Raw genomic sequence first — 19388 nt, 5'->3', positions numbered from 1 at the left:
TGCTGCGTGTTGCGGCGCGTGATGGCACGCCGCTGGATTCGCTGTTGCAGCCAGAATCGGCGCAGCGCTATCGGATCTTGATGACGGTGGATGCCGTAGGGGGAGTTTGGCGTTATGCGATGGAGCTCGCACGCGGGTTGAAAGCCCAGGGCGTGGGTGTCGTCTTCGCCGGGCTGGGGCCGGGCCCAACGAATGAACAGGCTGAGGAGGCGGGCCGGTTGGGGGCGTTGCGCTGGCTTGACGAGCCGCTCGACTGGATCGCGCCCGATCAGGAAGCTCTCAAGGCTCTTCCGCAGAAGCTTCTCCGGCTGGCACGGGAAGAAGGCGCCAATCTGCTCCACCTCAATCTGCCCTCGCAAGCAGCGAGTCTGGATACGGAGCTGCCGGTGCTGGTCGTATCCCATTCCTGCGTCGTGACGTGGTGGCGGGCGATGCGTAAGGGACCAATTCCCGCCGAGTGGAATTGGATGAAGAAGCAAAACGCAGCCGGAATGGCCAAGGCTGATGCGGTGGTGGTGCCGAGCGGCAGCCATGCGCAGGCGCTTGCCCACTGTTACGGCGAGCAGCCGAGGCTTTCAGTGGTGCATAATGCCATCAGTACCGTATTGCAGGGCACGGAGAAGGAACCTTTCATCTTCGCTGCCGGACGCTGGTGGGATGAGGGGAAGAATGCTCGCGTGCTGGACGCGGCGGCGGCCAATACGGTGTGGCCGCTGCTGTTGGCCGGCGCCGCTCGCGGCCCGAACAGTCAGCAGGTCCAGATCTCGCGCGCCAGGCATGTGGGGGAGCTTCCGCATGCACAGGTTCTGGATCATATGCGACGGGCAGGAATTGTCGTCTCGCCGTCCCTATACGAGCCTTTCGGCCTTGCAGCGCTGGAGGGAGCGCGTGCCGGCGCGGCGCTCGTTCTTTCCGATATACCGACTTATCGAGAGCTATGGAGCGATGCGGCGGTCTTTTTCGATCCTCATGATCCGGATGCTCTCTCCTCGGCCATCAACACCCTTGCGGCAGATTCGCTCCTGCGCGCGGAGATGGGTGCGCGAGCACTTGCCCGCTCTCGTCGCTTCACGCCGGATGTGCAAGCTTTCTCTATGGCCGAAATTTACGGTCAGCTCATCAAGGCGGAGGCGCGGGTGGCATGAAGTTCGTCTTCTACACGCACTCGCTCGTATCGGACTGGAACCACGGCAATGCACATTTCCTGCGCGGGGTCATGCGCGAACTCGTCGGGCAGGGACATACGGCACTTGCACTGGAGCCGGAAAACGGCTGGAGCCGCACCAATCTCCTTCGTGAAGAAGGCGCGGCTGCCATAAGCCACTTTGAGCAGGCTTTCCCATATCTGATTTCAGAGATCTATGGACCTGCCTTTCCCCATGAAGACGTCCTTCACGATGCGGACGTTGTGCTGGTTCACGAATGGACGGATCCTGCACTCGTTTCCCGTATCGGCAAGGCGCGGCGAGAAGGCGGCCGCTTCACGCTGCTTTTCCACGACACCCATCACCGCGCCGTATCTGATGAACCCCGGATTGCCGAGCTTCAGCTTCAGGACTACGACCTTGTGCTTGCCTTCGGCGAGGCACTTCGCCAGCGCTACCTGGCAGCCGGATGGGGAAGGCAGGTGGTGACATGGCACGAAGCTGCGGACATACGCCTCTTTCGGCCGGGCCGGAGCGACACCAAACAGGCTGACCTTATCTGGATCGGCAATTGGGGTGATGACGAGCGGTCTGCCGAGATTGCAGAGTTCCTGGTTGGCCCCGCCGCCCGGCTCGGTATCAATGGAACGGTACGCGGCGTGCGCTATCCGCCCCAGGCGCTCGACGCACTTTCGGCTGCCGGGCTTTCCTATGGCGGCTGGATCGCCAATTTCGACGTTCCGCAGGCATTTTCTCGCCATCGCGCAACTGTGCACATCCCACGCCGGCCCTATGTCGAGTCGTTGCCAGGCATTCCGACGATCCGTGTTTTCGAGGCGCTTGCGGCGGGCATCCCGCTCATCTCGGCCCCTTGGGACGATGTCGAAGGACTGTTCCGGCCGGGCGAGGATTTTCTGTTCGCACGCAGCGGCGATGAGATGGCGCGGCATCTTTCCTGCGTACTCAGTGACCAGGAGCTTGCAGAAGAGCTGGCAAGGTCCGGCCTTGCAACGATCCATGCACGCCATAGCTGCGCTCATAGGGTGGATGAACTGTTCGACGTTCTGGCCCGCAACGGCACGTGGAAGGTTCGGTCGCAATTGCAATCAAGAATGTCGGAGGCTGCAGAATGACAAAGATCGCCTTTTATGGTTCGAGCCTGCTTTCGAGCTACTGGAATGGTGCAGCGACCTATTACCGTGGCCTCATCCGTCAGCTCGCAAAGCTCGGGTACGATGTCACCTTCTACGAGCCCAATGTATATGAGCGTCAGAAGCATCGAGACATCTGTCCGCCTACCTGGTGCAAGGTAGTGGTCTATGATGGCACGCGCGAAGCGTTGCGCGAGGTTGCAGCCAGGGCGCGCGATGCGGATGTGGTAGTGAAGGCCAGTGGCGTCGGCTTCGAGGACGAAGCTCTGATGGACCTTGTAATGGCAGCGGCACGTCCGGGCGCGCTGAAGATCTACTGGGACGTTGACGCGCCCGCCACCCTTGCCGAACTTCAGAACGCAGAAGATCATCCCTTGCGGCGCCAGCTTGCCGGGATCGATCTGGTGCTTACCTATGGCGGTGGGGATCCGGTTGTCTACGGATATCGCGGAGTCGGTGCACGTGAATGTGTCCCGATCTACAACGCACTTGATCCCGATTCACACCATCCCGTCAGGCCGGAGACGCGCTTCATATGCGACCTTGCCTTTCTGGGTAACCGGCTTCCGGACCGCGAGGCGAGGGTGGATGAGTTCTTCTTCGGCGTAGCAGCGAGGCTGCCGGGGCAAGCATTCATCCTTGGTGGCTCCGGCTGGATGGATAAGCCGATGCCGGAGAATGTGCGCTATGTCGGCCACGTCTCAACGCGTGATCACAACACCTTCAACGTTACGCCCAAGGCAGTCCTCAATATCAGCCGTTCCAGCATGGCCGAAAACGGCTTCTCTCCCGCTACCCGAGTTTTCGAGGCCGCTGGCGCAGGCGCCTGCCTGATCACCGACGCCTGGGTCGGACTCGATTTCTTCCTGAAGGAGGGCGAGGAGGTGCTGGCAGCGCGCGACGGGGAGGACGTGGCTGAAATCCTCGCTTCGCTAACGCCGGAAAAGGCGAAGGCCATTGGCGGACGGGCACGTCAGCGTGTGCTTAAAGACCACACCTACGCCCAACGAGCAGCCGAGGTCGACCGCATCATCACCCGCTATATCCAACCACCCCGAGTGGAGGCCGCCGAATGAGGCCGCTGTCCATCGTCTTCATCGGACTGTCACTCTCCTCTTCCTGGGGCAATGGTCATGCGACCACCTACCGGGCTCTCTTGCGCGGACTTGCTGCCGAAGGTCATGAGGTGCTTTTTCTGGAGCGCGACGTGCCGTGGTATGCGGCGCATCGTGACCTTCCAACGCCCAATTTCTGCCGGCTTGCCTACTATCGCTCCGTTGCCGGGCTCAATCGCTTCCTTCCTGACATCCGCAGCGCGGATGCCGTCATCATCGGGTCCTATGTGCCGGATGGGAAGGCGGTGATCGACTGGCTGGCAGCGATGCAACCGCGTTTGCTGTGCTTCTACGACATCGACACCCCCGTCACACTGGCCTCCCTAGCAAGAGGGGAGCGGGAATTTCTTGCACCGGAGCAGGTTGAGCTCTTCGACGTCTACTTCTCCTTCTCTGGAGGCCATGTTCTGGACCGGCTTGAAGGGGAATTCGGCGCCCGCAGTGCGAAGGCACTTTACTGTTCGGTGGACCATAAAGCCTACAAGCCAACCGGCGAGCCGCCTGTATGGGACCTGGGATATCTCGGCACCTACAGCCCCGACCGGCAGCCGAAGATCGAAAGGCTTCTGCTTGAGCCCGCCAGGCGCTTGCCGAACAGACGTTTCGTGGTCGCCGGCGCGCAGTACCCGCTCGACATCGCCTGGCCGGACAATGTCGAACGCATCGAGCACCTACCGCCGGAAGAGCATGCCTCCTTCTACAGCCGCCAGCGCTTTACCCTCAATGTCACCCGCGACGACATGGTGGCTGCCGGATGGTCGCCTAGCGTCCGGCTGTTCGAGGCAGGCGCATGCGGCACTCCGCTGATCAGCGATCATTGGCAGGGCATTGAAGACATTTTCCCGCCGGGCGAATCCATCATTCTTGCCTCAGACGGCAGCACGGTAATCGATACCCTGGTCTCGACAACGGAAGAACGGCGACAATCGATTGCTCGCGCAGCCCGCATGCGTGTCCTCGACCGGCACACCGGCCGCGCGCGGGCAGGGGAACTGGTGCGCATGATCGAAGCCGCAAGAGCCGAACGTTTGGAGAAGGTAGGCTGACGACGAACCGGTAACACACCTGTTCCGCTCAAAGCAGGGTTATTTCTGAATGGATTTCAGCACGGCAAGAAAGTCCCGTAAACGCGTTCTGGTCGCCGGCGGAGCAGGCTTCATCGGCTCTCATCTTTGCGATGCGCTCCTGGCCGAAGGCAGCCAGGTGGTTTGCGTTGACAGTTTTCTCACCAGCACTGAAGCGAATATCGAGCCGCTCCGGAACAGCCCGGGCTTCAGCGTGATCGTTCATGACATCTGTAAGCCGCTTTTGCTCGATGATAAAGTCGACGAAATCTACAATCTGGCTTGTGCTGCCTCCCCGCCCCGTTATCAGGCTGATCCCGTACACACGATGATGACCAGCGTGGTTGGGACGCACAACCTTCTGGCGCTGGCTGAGGATCATGGCGCGCGTTTTCTTCAGGCTTCCACGAGCGAGATCTATGGTGATCCGCACGTCCATCCGCAACCTGAGGATTATCACGGCAACGTCAATTGTACCGGTCCGCGTGCCTGCTATGACGAGGGAAAGCGCGCGGCAGAAGCCCTCTGCTTCGATCTGCTGCGGCTGGGGCGGGTCGATGCGAGGGTGGCTCGTATTTTCAATACCTACGGCCCGCGAATGCAGGCCGACGATGGGCGTATCGTTTCCAATTTCATCAATCAGGCATTGAAGGACGAGCCGCTTACCATCTACGGCACAGGTCAGCAAACACGATCATTCTGCTACGTCTCGGACATGGTGAGGGGCTTGATGGCCTTGATGGCGATGAACCCCAATCCCGGACTGCCGGTCAACCTTGGCAACCCGGAAGAAGCTACCGTCGCCGAGCTTGCCAGCCTTATTGGCAGAATGATCCCCGGCGGCGGGTTAGTCACCCATTGCCCGCTACCGCAGGACGACCCTCAACGCCGGCGCCCGGACATTTCGCGCGCCCGGGATCTGCTTGGCTGGAGCCCGCGTATTGCGCTGCACGAAGGGCTGGAACGGACCATCGTCTGGTTCCGCCTTGCCGCAAGGGATGCCAAGGCCGGGCTTAATGTCTAGTTTAGGGCTGCGAAACCTTCAGGTCCTGCATCTCGACAGCCTCGCAGCGTCTTTCCAGCCCACGCCGTTCCACAAGCGCCTCCTGAAGCTCCCTCGCCAGCGCGAGCAGCCTTTCCGGAACGGGCTCCTTCTCGATTTCCTCCAGAAGGATGCTGATCCGTGGCGGCAGGGCATCTGCCTGACGGCCCCTATCTCGCTTGTTTTGCTGCTGCATGAGTAACCCCACTTTTTCGCCCTTTGTAGCAAAGGATTGTCGCTTTGGGATCGACTTGGCAACAGCTCCGGAAGTGTTTTTTCCAATAGTGGGGACATTCAGGTAAGGACCTATAGCCCTTATGCTGGAACCATGGGTGAGGCTCCTTATTTACCGTTTGCCATGACGACCACTCGGAAGGAGCATAAGCTGCAAGAAACGGAAGCTTTGGTCTCTGCCACACCCGGCTCGCTGGCGGATGCGCAACGGGCCAGTCTTCTGTATGTCAGCGATAGCGAACCGGGAATCCGGCGGCGGCGGGCAGGGAGCGGCTTCGGCTATATCGCGCCGGGAGGCGTGGCGATCACTGATGAAGAAACGCGCGAACGTATCAGGCGGTTGGCCATTCCGCCTGCATGGGAAGATGTATGGATCTCACCCTGGCCCGACGGCCATATTCAGGCCACTGGGCGTGACCAGCGCGGGCGCAAGCAGTACCGATATCATCCTGCCTGGCTTGCCTGCCGAGATGAGGCGAAGTTTTCTAGCCTTGTCGCCTTTGCCGAGGGCCTGCCAAAGCTGCGGGGGCGGGTAGACGAGGATCTGGCGCGGCGCGGCGTCCCGTGGGAGCGGGCAGTGGCTTCAGTTGTATGGCTGCTCGACCGGACATTAATCCGCATCGGAAACGAAACCTACAAACGGGAAAACAGCAGCTTTGGCCTCACCACGCTGGAAAATCGCCATGTTGCAGTGGAGGGCGCAAGCCTCCGTTTCTCATTCATCGGCAAGTCCGGGCAGGAGTGGAAGCTGAAGCTTCAGGATCGCCGCATTGCGCGCATCGTGCGGACGATCCAGGAGTTGCCAGGCCAGCACCTGTTCCAATATCTGGACGAGGAGGGTATCCGCCGGCCTGTACAGTCCCAGGATGTAAACGACTACATTCACGAGCATTTGGGTGAAGATTTCTCCTCCAAGCATTTCCGCACCTGGGGAGCGACCTGTGCGGCCGCCATAATGTTGTCAGAAGAGGAGCCGCCGACCAGCAAAAAACAGGCGGCCCGCCAGATCAATGCGGTCGTTGACCGGGTTGCTCGCAAGCTACGCAATACAAGAGCCGTTTGTCGTCGCTGCTACATCCATCCCCTCGTTATTGACGCATGGCAGGAGGGGCAGCTTGCCGCCGACATGGTTGAGTTACGCCGCCGCTACCGACGGCCCTTCAAGGGACTGGACGAGGACGAGTCCCTCGTTCTGCGCTGGCTGCGCGAGAATAGCGAGCGATGATCTTGCCGGCGGAACAATCATCGCGCGGTGCCGTTGCCCTGATGCGGAAACCACGTCGATGACCTTCCTCAACCGGTCTCTGAGGGCGTCCATCGGCATGACTATGCGGATGCGGCGAAGGCTCGTCCACGGTAAGGCTGCGAATGTCAGCCGGTAGCCCGAACATCCTGCGCGATACCGGCAGGTCCTGAAGTCGGGCGTGTTGAACGTTTGTGGAGGATTGTATGGCTGACTATCTGTGGTTTTTCATTGTCGGTATAGCGCCCTTTCTGCTTGCGGGCCTGATCATCTACGCCCTGATGCGCCGCAGAAAGCTTACCAGCGCGGAGAAGGTCGCGCGTGACGAGAAGACACGCCAGCTTTACGAGGACAACCGCTAAGGCGGTCTGCGCTTACCTTCATCCGTTTTGGAGGGCCTTCCACTTCGTCAGGATTGGGCAGCGGGTCCTCGTCCGGCAAACGGTCCGGATCGGGCTCGCGCACGGGCTTCGGTTCAGGGTAAGGAGCCGGCGGCGGCTTGGGAGGCGTCGGCTCGGGGTTGGGTTGACTCATGGTTGCCTCACTTCAAGTGCGCAAGAGACCATAGGCTGCGAAAACAATCAAAGCGGTGCCCACAATCAGAAGCGCGTAGATCAGGAGTGTTCCCCTTCCACGCTCGGCCGGCTCGGACGTGTATGCACGGCTTTCGGCTTCCTGTTTGCGCTCCTCAATTGAAGGAGGCTGCCCGGCAGCTTCAGCGTCCGTGCCGAGTGGAACCGCGGCAGGATCGGGATACCGAATTTTCTCGCCAGTTTTGCCGTCGTCAATATCGGCCCGCAAACGCTGCGCTGTTGGCGGATTAGGCGACTGGTTGGGCTTGCTCATGCGCTTTGCTCCGCAGGACACGGCTATGGCAAGTGCGGCGTATGCAGGATGTCCTGCTGCGGCGTGGCCTCGATTTTTACCTTGGAAGGGTCAAACGCACCATGCTGTCTGATACCTTCCATCTCAGGGAGCGGATGGTCATACGCCCACATTACGTCATCGGCCGCACTGCCGACTGCTTCTGCGTTCCAATACCGTGCCTTGCCTTTGAGCGGACAGCGGCTCACCGTCGACGAACTCCTCAGGAACTCGAAATAGATATCCTCAAAAGGAATGTAGAAGACCGGATCGTGGCCTTCTTCCTTGAGCAGAACCGCGTTGTCGGTTGAAGCAACTATGGCATCGGAGAACATCACCTTCACCGTGCCGGCGTACGGTTCGATTGTGGCTTTGGGTTTCTCGTTCACGGGTTTGGCTCCTCGTCTCCTCACGACCTAACGCAGGCCTTGGCACGAGGTTCCGGCAGCCCGACCATGGGGAACAACTTGTCGAGCCTTGAGGTTTTAGGATGCAAGAAGGCGCAACCAGGCGCTGGCAATGATGAGGAAGTGATGCAGATTCCGTTGCAAATTGCGTTCCATCGATGTGAGAAAACCGATTGGGCGGAACAGGAGATCCGTGCCCGGGTTGACAAGCTTGAGGGCATTTACGAGCGGATCATCGGCGCACGCGTGACGGTCGATCAACGGGCACAAAATGTTGAGGGGACGGTCCCCCCGGTGGTGCGAATCGAACTCAGTATTCCCGGAGTTGCGCCGCTTGTCGTTGCTTACGAGCCCGAACGGCTGCAACAGAAATACCAAACTCCGGATCTTGCTAACGCGATCAACGATGCATTCGCTATTGCAGAACGCCGCCTTGCGCAACTCAAGGAGGAGAGGCGTGGCCGCAGCAAGGCAGCCCATCATGATTCCCAGAACCAGTTTCTCGGCCAAGTCTCCCAGATTTATCCTGACGAAGATCACGGCTTTCTTCTGACGAAGGAGGGCAGCAATCTCTATTTCCACCGCAACTCCGTCCTCCAAGGCGATTTCGACAAGCTCCAGGTCGGTGATGAGGTTCGATACGTGGAGGAGATTGGCGATACAGGCCCGCTTGCCACCAAGGTACGGGTAGTCACACTCCGGTGATCTGGCTGGTGGTGTCATTACACCTCGTCAGCGTCGGGACACGTTGAGCAGAAATCCCCAGATCGAGATCTCTTTCAGAATGAAAGCACCAGGACGGAAAGGTCCGTCTCGGAACCGTCCGTGTCCCCAGGGGGTTGAGGAAACTGCAAAACGGAAGGACCCCATGGCGAGAGATCCGGACGTCTCTACAATCGGAACCACCTCGATCGTTGCTCGCGCAGCACCAGTGCTGGACAGTGTCGAGGCGGAAGCATTTTACGCGGATGTGATACAGAAATTGCTCGATTTGGGCTCACCATTCCTCGTCGCGGGAACCTTTGCAGTCAGCGCCTATACCGGCATCTCACGCGTCACCAAGGACTTCGATATCTTTTGCAAGGCAGGAGATGCGCAACGCATCCTCGCCCATTTTCAGAATCTGGGAGAAACCGCCATCATAGAGGATGATCGCTGGCTCGCGAAAGTGAAACGCGGCCCGCTGTTTTTCGACATCATCTATGCCTCGTCGAATGGCACGATGCTGGTTTCCGACATCTGGTTCGAGCACGCGCGAACGAGCAATGTGCTTGGTCACCAGGTGCAACTTGTCGGCCCTACTGAACTGGTCTGGTCAAAATGCTTCATTCAGAACCGCCACCGTTACGACGGGGCCGACGTTGCCCACCTCATTCTTCGCGCACATGAGCAGATCGACTGGAAGCGCCTCCTCCAGCACATGGAGGCGCATTGGGAAGTATTGCTTATTCACCTTCTGAATTTTCGCTGGATATACCCAAGCGAAAGAAACAAGGTGCCTGGGTGGCTCCTGGAGGAACTGCTGGACCGTCTTTCCAGTCAGCGGCAGCTTCCGCCACCACAGGCTCGCATATGCCGGGGGCGCATGTTTTCGACGGTTGATTATGAGATCGACGTGCATGAATGGGGCTATGCCGACATTGATACTGAAAGCGGGTCTAAACCCTGACGGAGCCGACGTATGAAGATCGCTGCAATAGCCGATCTGCATGTGCGCGAGGATGCCACAGTTTCCTATCGGGAGCTCTTCAACGAGATCACCCGCGAGGCCGAGATTCTTGTGCTCGCGGGCGATCTGACTGACCTTGGCAAGCCGCGTGAGGCCGAGCTTTTAGCCGAAGACCTGCGGGGATGTGGGGTACCCGTCGTTGGTGTTCTAGGCAATCACGATCACGAATGCGGCCATACGGAAGAGGTTGTGCGTCTGCTTCGGGGCGCCGGCGTGCACCTGCTCGACGGCCAGGCAGTGGAGTTGAAGGGAGTAGGGTTTGCGGGGGTGAAAGGCTTCATCGGAGGATTTGGCCGCCGCATGCTAGCCTCTTTCGGCGAGCAAGCGATCAAGGCCATGGTCTCCGAAGCCGTACACGAGGCTATGAAGCTGGAAAACGCCCTGCGTCAGCTTCGCACCGACCGTTCAATAGCCATTCTGCACTATGCACCGATAGTTGACACCGTCGCCGGCGAGCCGCCGGAGATCTATCCGTTTCTGGGCTCCTCGCGGTTGGCTGAAACGATCGATCGCTTTCCTGTTCAGGCCGTGGTCCACGGACATGCCCACCATGGTACGCATGAAGGCCGCACTCCCGGTGGGGTTCCCGTCTTCAATGTCGCGTACCGAATCGAAAAGCCATCCGGACGGCCTTATGCACTTCTGAATCTCTGAACCTGCGCCGAGTACAACCTGATACTGCCTGCCTTGTGTGACTGACCCATTGTGCATGCGAAGGAGGAGGTTGCGGGTAAGATCAATGGCTCGCTTCAGCTTTGATAATCTTCCGCATATGTCAACATAGCCAAGAATATTCTGAATAAACCCTAGTCGCATATTGTATTCCGAATACGTTTATGTGACTGCATAAAAGGGCGAGCTTCACAAATGTCACTTTGCCTTATCGGTACTAATTTTCAGGTTCGTATATGAGTTGTGTATTTTTGGAGAAGCAGGGCATTCACGCTGTTCGAGCAGACAGCCTACGAAAGCTTTCTTTGAAACCGTGGTGCGGGTTCCCTATCCGCTGTCAACATGTTGATGCAGGTCTTTCAGAATGAACGATTTCAGATTTGATCAGGCATTCTGCGTCTCCCCCCGTCATCCTTTCCCGAGTCCATCGCGATTGAAATCTGGCCTGCAATATTGCGCCTCGCGCCTACAGCATTTCCCGCTGGGAACCTGCCCGGACGGCAGCGGTCTGATGCGGCTTCTGTTGCAAGGCTTCGGGCATGCCTTTGAGCGATCGCATACTTCGAACTTGAATTGAGGATCTCATGAGGACAGAGCGGTTCTTGAGATTGACAGCTTCGCTGATCGCACTGGCTGCTGCAGGCATATCGCCGGCTGTGGCCGAGACCACTGGGTGGGCGGGAGGGAGTTCCTTCACGGCCTCCACCGGCGTCCAGATCTTTGGCGACAATCTTTGGAGTAACCTCTCTAACTGGGATCCGAACGGCGGCTTTCCCACGATGTCTCATGACGTCAATATCGGCCTGGCCACGGATCAATTCTTCATGACGCCAAGTACGGGAATCATCATTGCCCGGCCGCAGCGCTATGATCAGGTGCTGATCTCCGGTGGTTTTACCGCTCAGGCAAGGAGCCTCTATATCGGGTTTTCTGGAGATCGCGCCCTTTCAGGATCGTTTGGCCAGGGTTGGCTGAACATTAGCGGCGGCCGATTGGACGTTGCGCAGGATCTGGTTGTTGGTTCCACCGGAGAAGGTGTGCTCAACAATGGGCAGGGTACGGTTACCGTCCAAAGCGGAAGTGTGATCGTTGGCTCCAGCGGTAAGGGGACCTTCACGAACAATGCGGGCAGTGCGCTCACCGTTGCGTCGGGCAGCGTCACGCTGGGGGTGGCAGCAACAGGCACCTTTACGAATAGTGGTAGCGTCGTCGTTAACGGCGGCCATGTCACGGTGGGGGTTGCCGGAACATCCACCTTCACCAACAGCGGTACAATGAATGTGGGCACCGGCAATTTGGTCATCGGTTCCACAGCCGCGGCACGCGGCACCTACACCAATAGCGGTACGCTGGGCGTGGGTGGCTCCCTCGTCGTGGGCAACGGGTCTTTCCAGAACACTGGTACGATATCAAACATTGACGGCAGCCTTGTCATCGGCCGGGATGGCGCCAGCGATTTCAGTAACGGATCGAGCGCTTTGACCGTTGGTCAGGATCTGGTAGCGGGCGAATTTGCCAATGGAACACTGACCACCGGAAGCAACATCACCGTTCGTGGCGATACTGCCGTTGGTCGAGGCTCCGGCGTGGCTGGCGTCATCACCCTCAATGGCGGAGCGGATCTGAGTACGACGGGCAGCTTGACGGTGGGGGAGCACGGCAGCGGCACGATCAACACGACTGCTGGATCGAATATCAGTACGACCGGCGCAGTTTCGATCGGACTTGGAAGCAGCAGTGCCGGAACCGTCAACATCGTAGCCGGAAATATGACCAATGGAAGTACCCTCACTGTAGGTGGAGCGGGCACCGGCTCGCTCACGGTGAATGGCGATGTGAGTACTGACGAGGCTGTCTCGATCGGTCTTGCCGAGACAGGTCATGGCACCGTTTCGATTACGGGCAGCATGACGAACGGCAACTCGCTTACGGTTGGCGGCGACGGCACGGGAGTGCTCCGGGTGAGCGGGGGCGTGAATACCACAGGTGATGTGAGTATCGGCAGCGGTGAAACTGCTTCCGGAACGGTCACGATCGGCGGGAGCATGACCAGCGGTGGCAGCCTGGTAGTAGGTGGAGCGAGGCTCGGAGCGCTTTCTGTCGATGGCAATGTGAGCACGACCGGCGCGGTCGCCATCGGACTTCGCGATACCGGCGATGGCTCGGTTTCCGTGGGCGGCAATATGGTAACCGGCGACACGCTCACCGTTGGCGGTGACGGGTCAGGTGCACTTACCGTCGAGGGAACCCTTACAACGACCGAAACGGCTGCCATCGGCAGCGGTGAGACGGGTTACGGTTCCGTGCATGTGCGAGGCACGATGACCACGAGCCAGGGCAATCTTATCGTCGGCGGCGACGGAACAGGCGAGCTGTCGGTCGGGCAAGCCGGTGGGGCGCGCGCGGATCTGATCACCACCGCAGGCAGTGTGGCGATTGCAAGCGGCCATGGCAGCCAAGGAGTGGTGGACGTGTGGAACGGTGACATGATCACCGGAGCTGACCTTGCGGTGGGAGGCGGTGGCAGTGGTTCCCTCATCATCCACAACGGCAAGCTTGATACGTCTGGCAATGTAATCGTTGCTGCCAATGAGCCGAGCGAAGGTCATGTCAGTGTAACGAACGGCGATGTAACCACGGGCGCCGACATGATAGTCGGTGGCGGAGGCGATGCCACGCTCGTGGTGAGCGGCGGCGGCAGCATCCTCACGGACGGCAATGCGGTCATCGCTCATGGGGAGACGAGCGAGAGCAGTGTCACGTTGGGCGACGGCGGCGACCTGAGCACTGGCATGGATCTGGTGGTGGGTCATGATGGTAATGCGACATTAGAGGTTAGCGGCGGCGGCAGCATCCTCACGGACGGCAATGCGGTGATCGCTCATGGGGAGACGAGCGAGAGCAGTGTCACGTTGGGCGACGGCGGCGACCTGAGCACTGGCATGGATCTGGTGGTGGGTCATGATGGTGATGCGACATTAGAGGTTAGCGGCGGCGGCAGCATCCTCACCGCTGGCAATGCCGTGATCGCTCATGGGTCAACGAGCGAAAGCAGTGTTACGCTGGGCGGTGGCGGCGACCTGAGCACTGGCATGGATCTGGTGGTGGGTCATGATGGTGATGCGACATTATCGGTAAGCGGCGGCGGCAGCATCCTCACCGCTGACAATGCGGTGATCGCTCATGGGGAGACGAGCGAGAGCAGTGTCACGCTGAGTGACGGCGGCCACATGATCACCGGAAAGGATTTGGTCGTCGGGCATCACGGTGACGCAGTGCTGACAGTGACTGATGGTGGCGGAGTTCTTACCCTGGGAAACATGGCAATTGCGCTGGGGGAAACCGGCACAAGCGCCGTATCGATCACGGGAGGCGGGAATCTCGACACCACGCGCGATCTCATGGTCGGCGGCGACGGCGATGCAACGCTGACCGTAACCGAGGGCCACATTACGACCGGCGGCAACGTGACGATTGCCGCCGGAGAGACGAGCACGAGCTATGTAACGCTCACTGATGGCGACATGTGGACCGGAGGAACGCTGACTGTAGGCGGAGATGGCGATGCTACGCTAACGGTTGCTGGTGGTGATATCTCGACCACGGGTGCGGTTACGATTGCCGCCGGCGAAACGAGCACGAGCGTAGTCACCCTGACGGGCGGCGACATGACCAATGGCGATACGCTTACAGTAGGGGGTGACGGCTTCGGCACGCTGAACATAGGCACTGCCGCGGATTTGCGCAGGATTGAGACGCAGGGAGCCGTGGTGCTGGGAGCCGGAGCGACGGGGGAGGGCATCGTCAATCTGCATGGTCACATGACCAATCATGACACCCTGACTGTGGCCGAAAATGGCAAGGGAAGGCTGGACATCAACGCAAACTCCTCAGTCACAACCGATGGTGCGGTGTCCATGGGGACCGGCGCAACGAGCAGCGCTGAAGTCAATGTCCACGGCACGATGTCTAATGGCGACTCCCTTACATTAGGCGAAAATGGTAAGGCCGTGCTTCATATCCATGCCAACGGCCTTGTTGAAACGGATGGCCGGGTGGCGATGGGTGTCGGTTCGACTGGCGAGGCCGAGGTCACCGTTGAAGTTTTAGGCCGAATGCTGAACCACGATACCCTTACCATCGAGCAGTATGGTGAGGTCTATCTTACTGTAAACGGTGCCGACCCCAACACGCGGGGTTTTATGGAAACAGACGGTCGTGTCATGGTCGCCGAGGGAGCGAACTCCCGCGCGCATGTGGAAAATATCGGCGGTGAGATCGTAAACCGTGACAGCATGGTTCTCGCTGATCAGGGGTATGCCTGGTATAGAACCCGGGATTTCGGTTACACGCAGACCGATGGCGACGTGACGGTCGCCAAGGATACAACCGGTGTCGGCATTATCGTTACCAGTAACAAGGCTTCGATGCACAATGGAGGTCGCCTCGACCTTGGCTACCGTGGTGAGGGTTATCTGGTCGTTGACCGCGGAGGCAAGGTCGACAACACAGTGGCGGTGATGGCGAACGAAGAAGATTCAAAAGCTTATGCCGTCATTACCGGGACTGACAGCACTTGGGATAACCGGGAGTCGCTGACGATCGCAAGGAAGGAGGGCGCTCATGCTGTCCTCGTCATCAACGAAGACGGCGTTGTCGCTGTCGACAACAGCAAGGGCGCGGTTCTGATTGCTGCTCAGCAGGGATCGACGGGTATCCTCAATATTGGCGCGATGTCACCGGTCGGTGAGGATTATCAAATCCACGAGGACGTTGAGGATTACCTTGCCGAGCATGGCTTGTCGGACACCAGTTCTGCCGCCCGCAAGGCGGGAACGCTGGAAGCCGAGTGGGTTCAGTTCGGCGAAGGAAGCGGGACGATCAACTTCAAGCATTCGGACGATGCAGCCGACGATTATCGCTTCATTGCCGGCCTTGTGGGAGGCAGCCTAGAGAACAGCGCAGTCAATCACTATGAAGGTTTCACCGTGTTCGATGGCGATTCTTCCGGCTATACCGGCGCAGCCACCGTTCAGGGCGGCACCCTTGTGATAAACGGTACTCTGGCCGCCGGCAAACTGACGGTAGAGGAGAACGGAACACTGCGTATCGGCCATATGGGCGGCAAGAAACCTGGCGATGGCACGACGGGTGAGGTGATCGTAGATATCGTCAATGATGGGCTGGTCGAGTTCAACCGGTCCAATGACTACGTCTACTCCAAAGGCATCAGTGGAACTGGCGACGTCCATCAGATCGGGACGGAAAAGACAATACTGACAGGTGAGAACACCTATACGGGCGAGACAAGGATCTTCAGGGGTAAGCTGCAGCTTGGCGACGGCGGCACTGGAGGCTCCATCGACAACACCTCTCGCGTGGACATCGAGACGGACGGCACGCTGATCTTCGATCGCTCCGACGAAAAGGAGTTCCACTCGGAAATCAGCGGTACCGGTCATATCGAGCATAACGGTTCGGGCAAGACGATACTGACGGCCGACAATTCCAGCTTTGCCGGCCGGACTGATGTCAACGACGGTACTCTTCAGCTTGCCACTGGCGCCATTTTGGGCGGCCAGATACATGTCAATGACGGGGGGACCGTGGCCGGTACGGGAACGGTGGGCGACACCTTCGTCTATAATGGCGGCACCATCTCCCCCGGTCCTTCCATAGGCACCTTCAACATTGCTGGCGATCTTACCCAATATGCTGGCTCCACCTACCAGGTGGAACTGTTGTCGACCGGAGCCGCAGATCTTATTGACGTATCCGGCAGCGCGACCATCGAGGCCGGTTCCATTCTCAATATCAGCAAGCTCGATCCGGCCTTCTATGCACTCGAACACCGCTATGCGGTTCTCGCTGCAGCGGGTGGTCTTACGGGCGAATATGAACTTGCCGGTGATACCTGGGTTTCCACCTTTTATGGTATCGAGGACCAGTATGATGAGAATAACGTCTATCTTGTTGTCGGCCAGCAAAGGGACTTCAGCGAAGCTGCATGGACCCCAAATCAAGGTGCAGCGGCAGATGCCGCGCAGGAGTTGAAGGACCCGCGCGAACCAGGCACCAGCTATCCTATCAACGAGCTTTTCCGGGCGATCGCCTACTTACAGACCGATGAAGAGGCACGGAACGCTTTTGATCAAATATCTGGTGAGATCCATGCGTCCACCCGTGGAGCGTTACTGGATGAGAGCCGCTTCCTCCGTGCTGCCACCACGAACCGGTTGCGCGCCGCTTTTGGCGATAAAAGCAAGGCGCAGAAGGTGCTTGTCTACCAAGCTGGGATCGACATTAAGGATCCCACCCCGATGCCAGTGTGGCTGGATGCGGATGAAGCCGATTGGCTTGCCCTTTGGACCCAGGCCTACGGCGCCTGGGGCGAGCTGAAGGGCGATGGCAATGCCATGCAGCTCGACCATCTTAAAGGCGGGATGCTCGTCGGTGCGGACCTACCTCTCAGCAAGCTGCTTCGCATCGGTTTGGTCGGTGGCTATACCCACTCCACGTTCGATGTGGAGGATCGGAACTCGTCGGCGAAGAGTCACAACTTCCACATTGGCGCTTATGGTGGTCTTGACTGGGGCGGTCTTGGGCTGCGGCTTGGCGCCGACTATACCCACCACGCCCTTCAGATTGAGCGCAATGTCAGTTTTCCGGGCTACACCGATTTCCTTTCGTCCGAATACGCTGCAGGCACCGCACAGATATACGGAGATCTGGGCTACACATTCGAAGTCTCTCGTCTAAAGGCTGAACCCTTTGGCGCGCTCGCATATGTCAATCTCGATGGAGAGGGATATACCGAAGTGGGGCGCGCTGCTGCTCTTCATGGCGCCGGTGGACAGCTCGATGCGTTGTACGGAACTCTTGGGCTGCGGGCATCGAGCGTTTTCGAGCTTGAGAAAATGGATCTAAGGGCACGCGCAATGGGTGCGTGGCGTCATTCGTTCGAAGACCAGGTTCTCGCGGCAACCCATAGCTTTGCGGGAAGCAGCACCTTCACTGTCTACGGGCCGCAGCAGGCACGCGATGTGTGGCTATTGGAATTGGGTGTCGATGCGCTGGTGAGTGCAGATCTGGAACTTGGCCTTTCCTATGCGGGCATGTTCGAACGCGGCCTGGCTCTCCACGGGGTGCATGGCAACATGAACTGGAAGTTCTAGCCCAGCCGTTTGGCAGGATAGCGATATCAATCACCATCGCAGGCCTGCAATTGATACCGCGAAATTGAGAGAGATTTCCTGGAGACAAAGCCTATGTTCAACTTCGGTCAAGCTGTTTTGCGCGGGAGTGGTCTCATGAGGCCGCTTATCCGCTCCTTGCTTGGAGGGGGCGCTCTTCTTTCAGGTGCGGCGCTGGCAGCCCTGATCGTCCCTACACTGGTTTCCAGAAGCGATGACGCTGTCACGGGTGCAAATGCGATCTACGCGGCACAAGCCAGTTCGATTAAGAGCGCGGATGCGGAACAATCCACCGCCGCACCTGCCGCCACCTTCCCGGGCGGTGCGACCTCGATCCAGGAGAGTTTTCAGGATTGGCAGGTGGTTTGCGATGCTCATGGAGAGACCAGGCGTTGTGTCATGGTCCAGCAACAAGTTGACCCGAACAGCCGTCAGCGGATCCTTGCTTTTGAATTGAGGCGCGAGGGGGACAAACTTGCCGGAGCACTTGTCCTGCCGTTTGGATTGGCGCTGAAGAGCGGTGTTGCGCTTGAGGCAGATGAGGAGTCATTCTCGATGCACGAGGCATTTCGCACCTGCCTCCCTTCCGGCTGCTTTGTGGATGTGGCCTTCGACGAGGCTACCAGCAATGTCCTTGGAAAGGTGGATAGTTTGCAGGTAAACGCTCTCTCGGACGCTGGAGAAGCACTTTCATTTACCATCTCTCTCGCGGGGTTTTCGGCTGCGCGAGACCGCATTGCTGTTCTCACAAACTAGCGTATGCGTCTGACCTCATCGGGGTCGCTAACGCCGGGAACATGTCGGTCGCTGCTGCGCGGCAAAGCGCTCGTCATTGTCTTTCATCTGCAGTATCGCGTCCTACTACAACCGCCTCGAAGGCATCGCATTTTGGGAGATGGCGCCGCGTGTAGAAACCAACGTGGAAGAACAGGCAGGATCGCGGCCAGTGTCAGCGCATGTCTTGCAGCATTCGGCCTGATGGCCCTGTTTCCCCATTCCATTGATACAAAAACAGGAACAAATGCCCGGAAGAAGCCAGTCGACTTTGAAGTGATTCCGCACCGGACTGTCTATCTTCCACCGGGTTCTAAGGGACAGTTCCCCTTCCTTATACGCAACAAGAGGGAAACTCCGGTGCAGCTCGTCATATTGCTGGACCAGCTTTCCGATGACGATGCCGATCTTTTCGATGTGGCAATTATCGCCGATCAGAATCGCAATGGTTTGGCTGATCCTGGAGAGGTGGAGCTTCTGCCCGGCAGCAGCGTCAGTCTTCTCGGCAGGGCCAAGCTCGGCCTAATAGTAACTTTCAGGATGCCGCGCGACGCCGTCCACGGAGCCCGTGCGGCTCTCAGGCTGGTGGCCGAAGCCGGCGGCTTGTCAAGCTCCGCCGTAGGGACTGCAATTCTTACCCGTTCCGGCCGTGCGCAAAAATGAGATTGGCGCGTTAAGCTTTGAGCCCGTTGCCGAAGCTGCACGCGCTCCAGGCATTTTGCTTCGCCTTCTATATACTTCCTTCCGCGCCGGGG

At 58.8% G+C, this 19388-nt stretch carries 16 protein-coding genes; 13 read left to right on the top strand and 3 right to left on the bottom strand.

Going from position 1 to position 19388, the window contains the following annotated elements; translation table 11 throughout:
* Positions 1-80 precede the first annotated feature (80 nt).
* From HUS57_RS08550 to HUS57_RS08530, 5 genes are read left to right on the top strand one after another with little or no spacing between them, the layout of a single operon-like run.
* Entirely contained in the window at positions 81-1145 is a 1065-nt protein-coding gene (locus HUS57_RS08550; protein ID WP_173933245.1) for a glycosyltransferase family 4 protein, read from the top strand.
* Entirely contained in the window at positions 1142-2278 is a 1137-nt protein-coding gene (locus HUS57_RS08545) for a glycosyltransferase (protein ID WP_173932729.1), read from the top strand. Before HUS57_RS08550 ends, HUS57_RS08545 begins: the two co-directional genes overlap by 4 nt.
* Positions 2275-3372, top strand: coding sequence for a glycosyltransferase (locus HUS57_RS08540; RefSeq protein WP_173932727.1), 1098 nt, complete (start codon positions 2275-2277; stop codon positions 3370-3372). The genes HUS57_RS08545 and HUS57_RS08540 overlap by 4 nt, the downstream gene beginning before the upstream one ends.
* Positions 3369-4457 carry a glycosyltransferase gene (locus HUS57_RS08535; RefSeq protein ID WP_173932725.1) on the top strand — a complete coding sequence of 363 codons (1089 nt, stop codon included), beginning with the start codon at positions 3369-3371 and terminating at the stop codon, positions 4455-4457. The genes HUS57_RS08540 and HUS57_RS08535 overlap by 4 nt, the downstream gene beginning before the upstream one ends.
* 49 nt (positions 4458-4506) lie before the next feature.
* Positions 4507-5499, top strand: a complete 993-nt coding sequence (locus tag HUS57_RS08530; RefSeq protein WP_173932723.1) for a UDP-glucuronic acid decarboxylase family protein — start codon at positions 4507-4509, stop codon at positions 5497-5499.
* A gap of 1 nt (position 5500) precedes the next feature.
* On the opposite strand, the gene HUS57_RS08525 is transcribed toward HUS57_RS08530, so the two are convergent.
* Entirely contained in the window at positions 5501-5713 is a 213-nt protein-coding gene (locus tag HUS57_RS08525) for a hypothetical protein (RefSeq protein ID WP_173932722.1), read from the bottom strand.
* A gap of 132 nt (positions 5714-5845) precedes the next feature.
* Between HUS57_RS08525 and HUS57_RS08520 the strand changes: the two genes are divergently transcribed.
* Together HUS57_RS08520 and HUS57_RS08515 are read left to right on the top strand one after the other, a co-directional pair.
* A complete protein-coding gene (locus tag HUS57_RS08520) occupies positions 5846-6976 on the top strand; it encodes a DNA topoisomerase IB (protein WP_246727804.1) in 1131 nt (376 codons plus the stop codon).
* Positions 6977-7200: 224 nt separating this feature from the next.
* Positions 7201-7356, top strand: a complete 156-nt coding sequence (locus HUS57_RS08515; RefSeq protein ID WP_173932721.1) for a hypothetical protein — start codon at positions 7201-7203, stop codon at positions 7354-7356.
* Between the two features lie 184 nt (positions 7357-7540).
* Here HUS57_RS08515 and HUS57_RS08510 read toward each other — a convergent pair whose 3' ends face one another.
* On the bottom strand, positions 7541-7840 hold the full coding sequence (locus HUS57_RS08510; RefSeq protein WP_173932719.1) for a hypothetical protein: 300 nt from the start codon (positions 7838-7840) through the stop codon (positions 7541-7543).
* A gap of 23 nt (positions 7841-7863) precedes the next feature.
* Positions 7864-8247: a DUF427 domain-containing protein gene (locus HUS57_RS08505; RefSeq protein ID WP_246727803.1), complete on the bottom strand. Its 384-nt coding sequence runs from the start codon at positions 8245-8247 to the stop codon at positions 7864-7866.
* Positions 8248-8391: 144 nt separating this feature from the next.
* On the opposite strand from HUS57_RS08505, the gene HUS57_RS08500 reads away from it, so the two are divergent.
* The 6 genes from HUS57_RS08500 to HUS57_RS08475 all read left to right on the top strand — a co-directional run bounded on the left by HUS57_RS08500 (position 8392) and on the right by HUS57_RS08475 (position 19296).
* Complete coding sequence (locus HUS57_RS08500) at positions 8392-8970, top strand: HPF/RaiA family ribosome-associated protein (RefSeq protein WP_173932717.1); 579 nt, start codon at positions 8392-8394, stop codon at positions 8968-8970.
* A 163-nt stretch (positions 8971-9133) separates the two neighbouring features.
* Entirely contained in the window at positions 9134-9934 is an 801-nt protein-coding gene (locus HUS57_RS08495) for a nucleotidyltransferase family protein (RefSeq protein ID WP_173932716.1), read from the top strand.
* A gap of 12 nt (positions 9935-9946) precedes the next feature.
* On the top strand, positions 9947-10648 hold the full coding sequence (locus tag HUS57_RS08490; protein WP_173932714.1) for a metallophosphoesterase: 702 nt from the start codon (positions 9947-9949) through the stop codon (positions 10646-10648).
* A 620-nt stretch (positions 10649-11268) separates the two neighbouring features.
* Positions 11269-17841: an autotransporter domain-containing protein gene (locus HUS57_RS08485; RefSeq protein ID WP_173932712.1), complete on the top strand. Its 6573-nt coding sequence runs from the start codon at positions 11269-11271 to the stop codon at positions 17839-17841.
* Between the two features lie 135 nt (positions 17842-17976).
* Positions 17977-18615, top strand: a complete 639-nt coding sequence (locus HUS57_RS08480; protein ID WP_173932710.1) for an invasion associated locus B family protein — start codon at positions 17977-17979, stop codon at positions 18613-18615.
* A gap of 378 nt (positions 18616-18993) precedes the next feature.
* Positions 18994-19296 carry a hypothetical protein gene (locus HUS57_RS08475; RefSeq protein WP_173932708.1) on the top strand — a complete coding sequence of 101 codons (303 nt, stop codon included), beginning with the start codon at positions 18994-18996 and terminating at the stop codon, positions 19294-19296.
* Positions 19297-19388 lie beyond the last annotated feature (92 nt).

This window comes from Chelativorans sp. Marseille-P2723, assembly GCF_902809845.1.
Lineage (GTDB): Bacteria > Pseudomonadota > Alphaproteobacteria > Rhizobiales > Rhizobiaceae > Chelativorans.
This window is presented reverse-complemented; position numbering and strand designations above follow the sequence as displayed.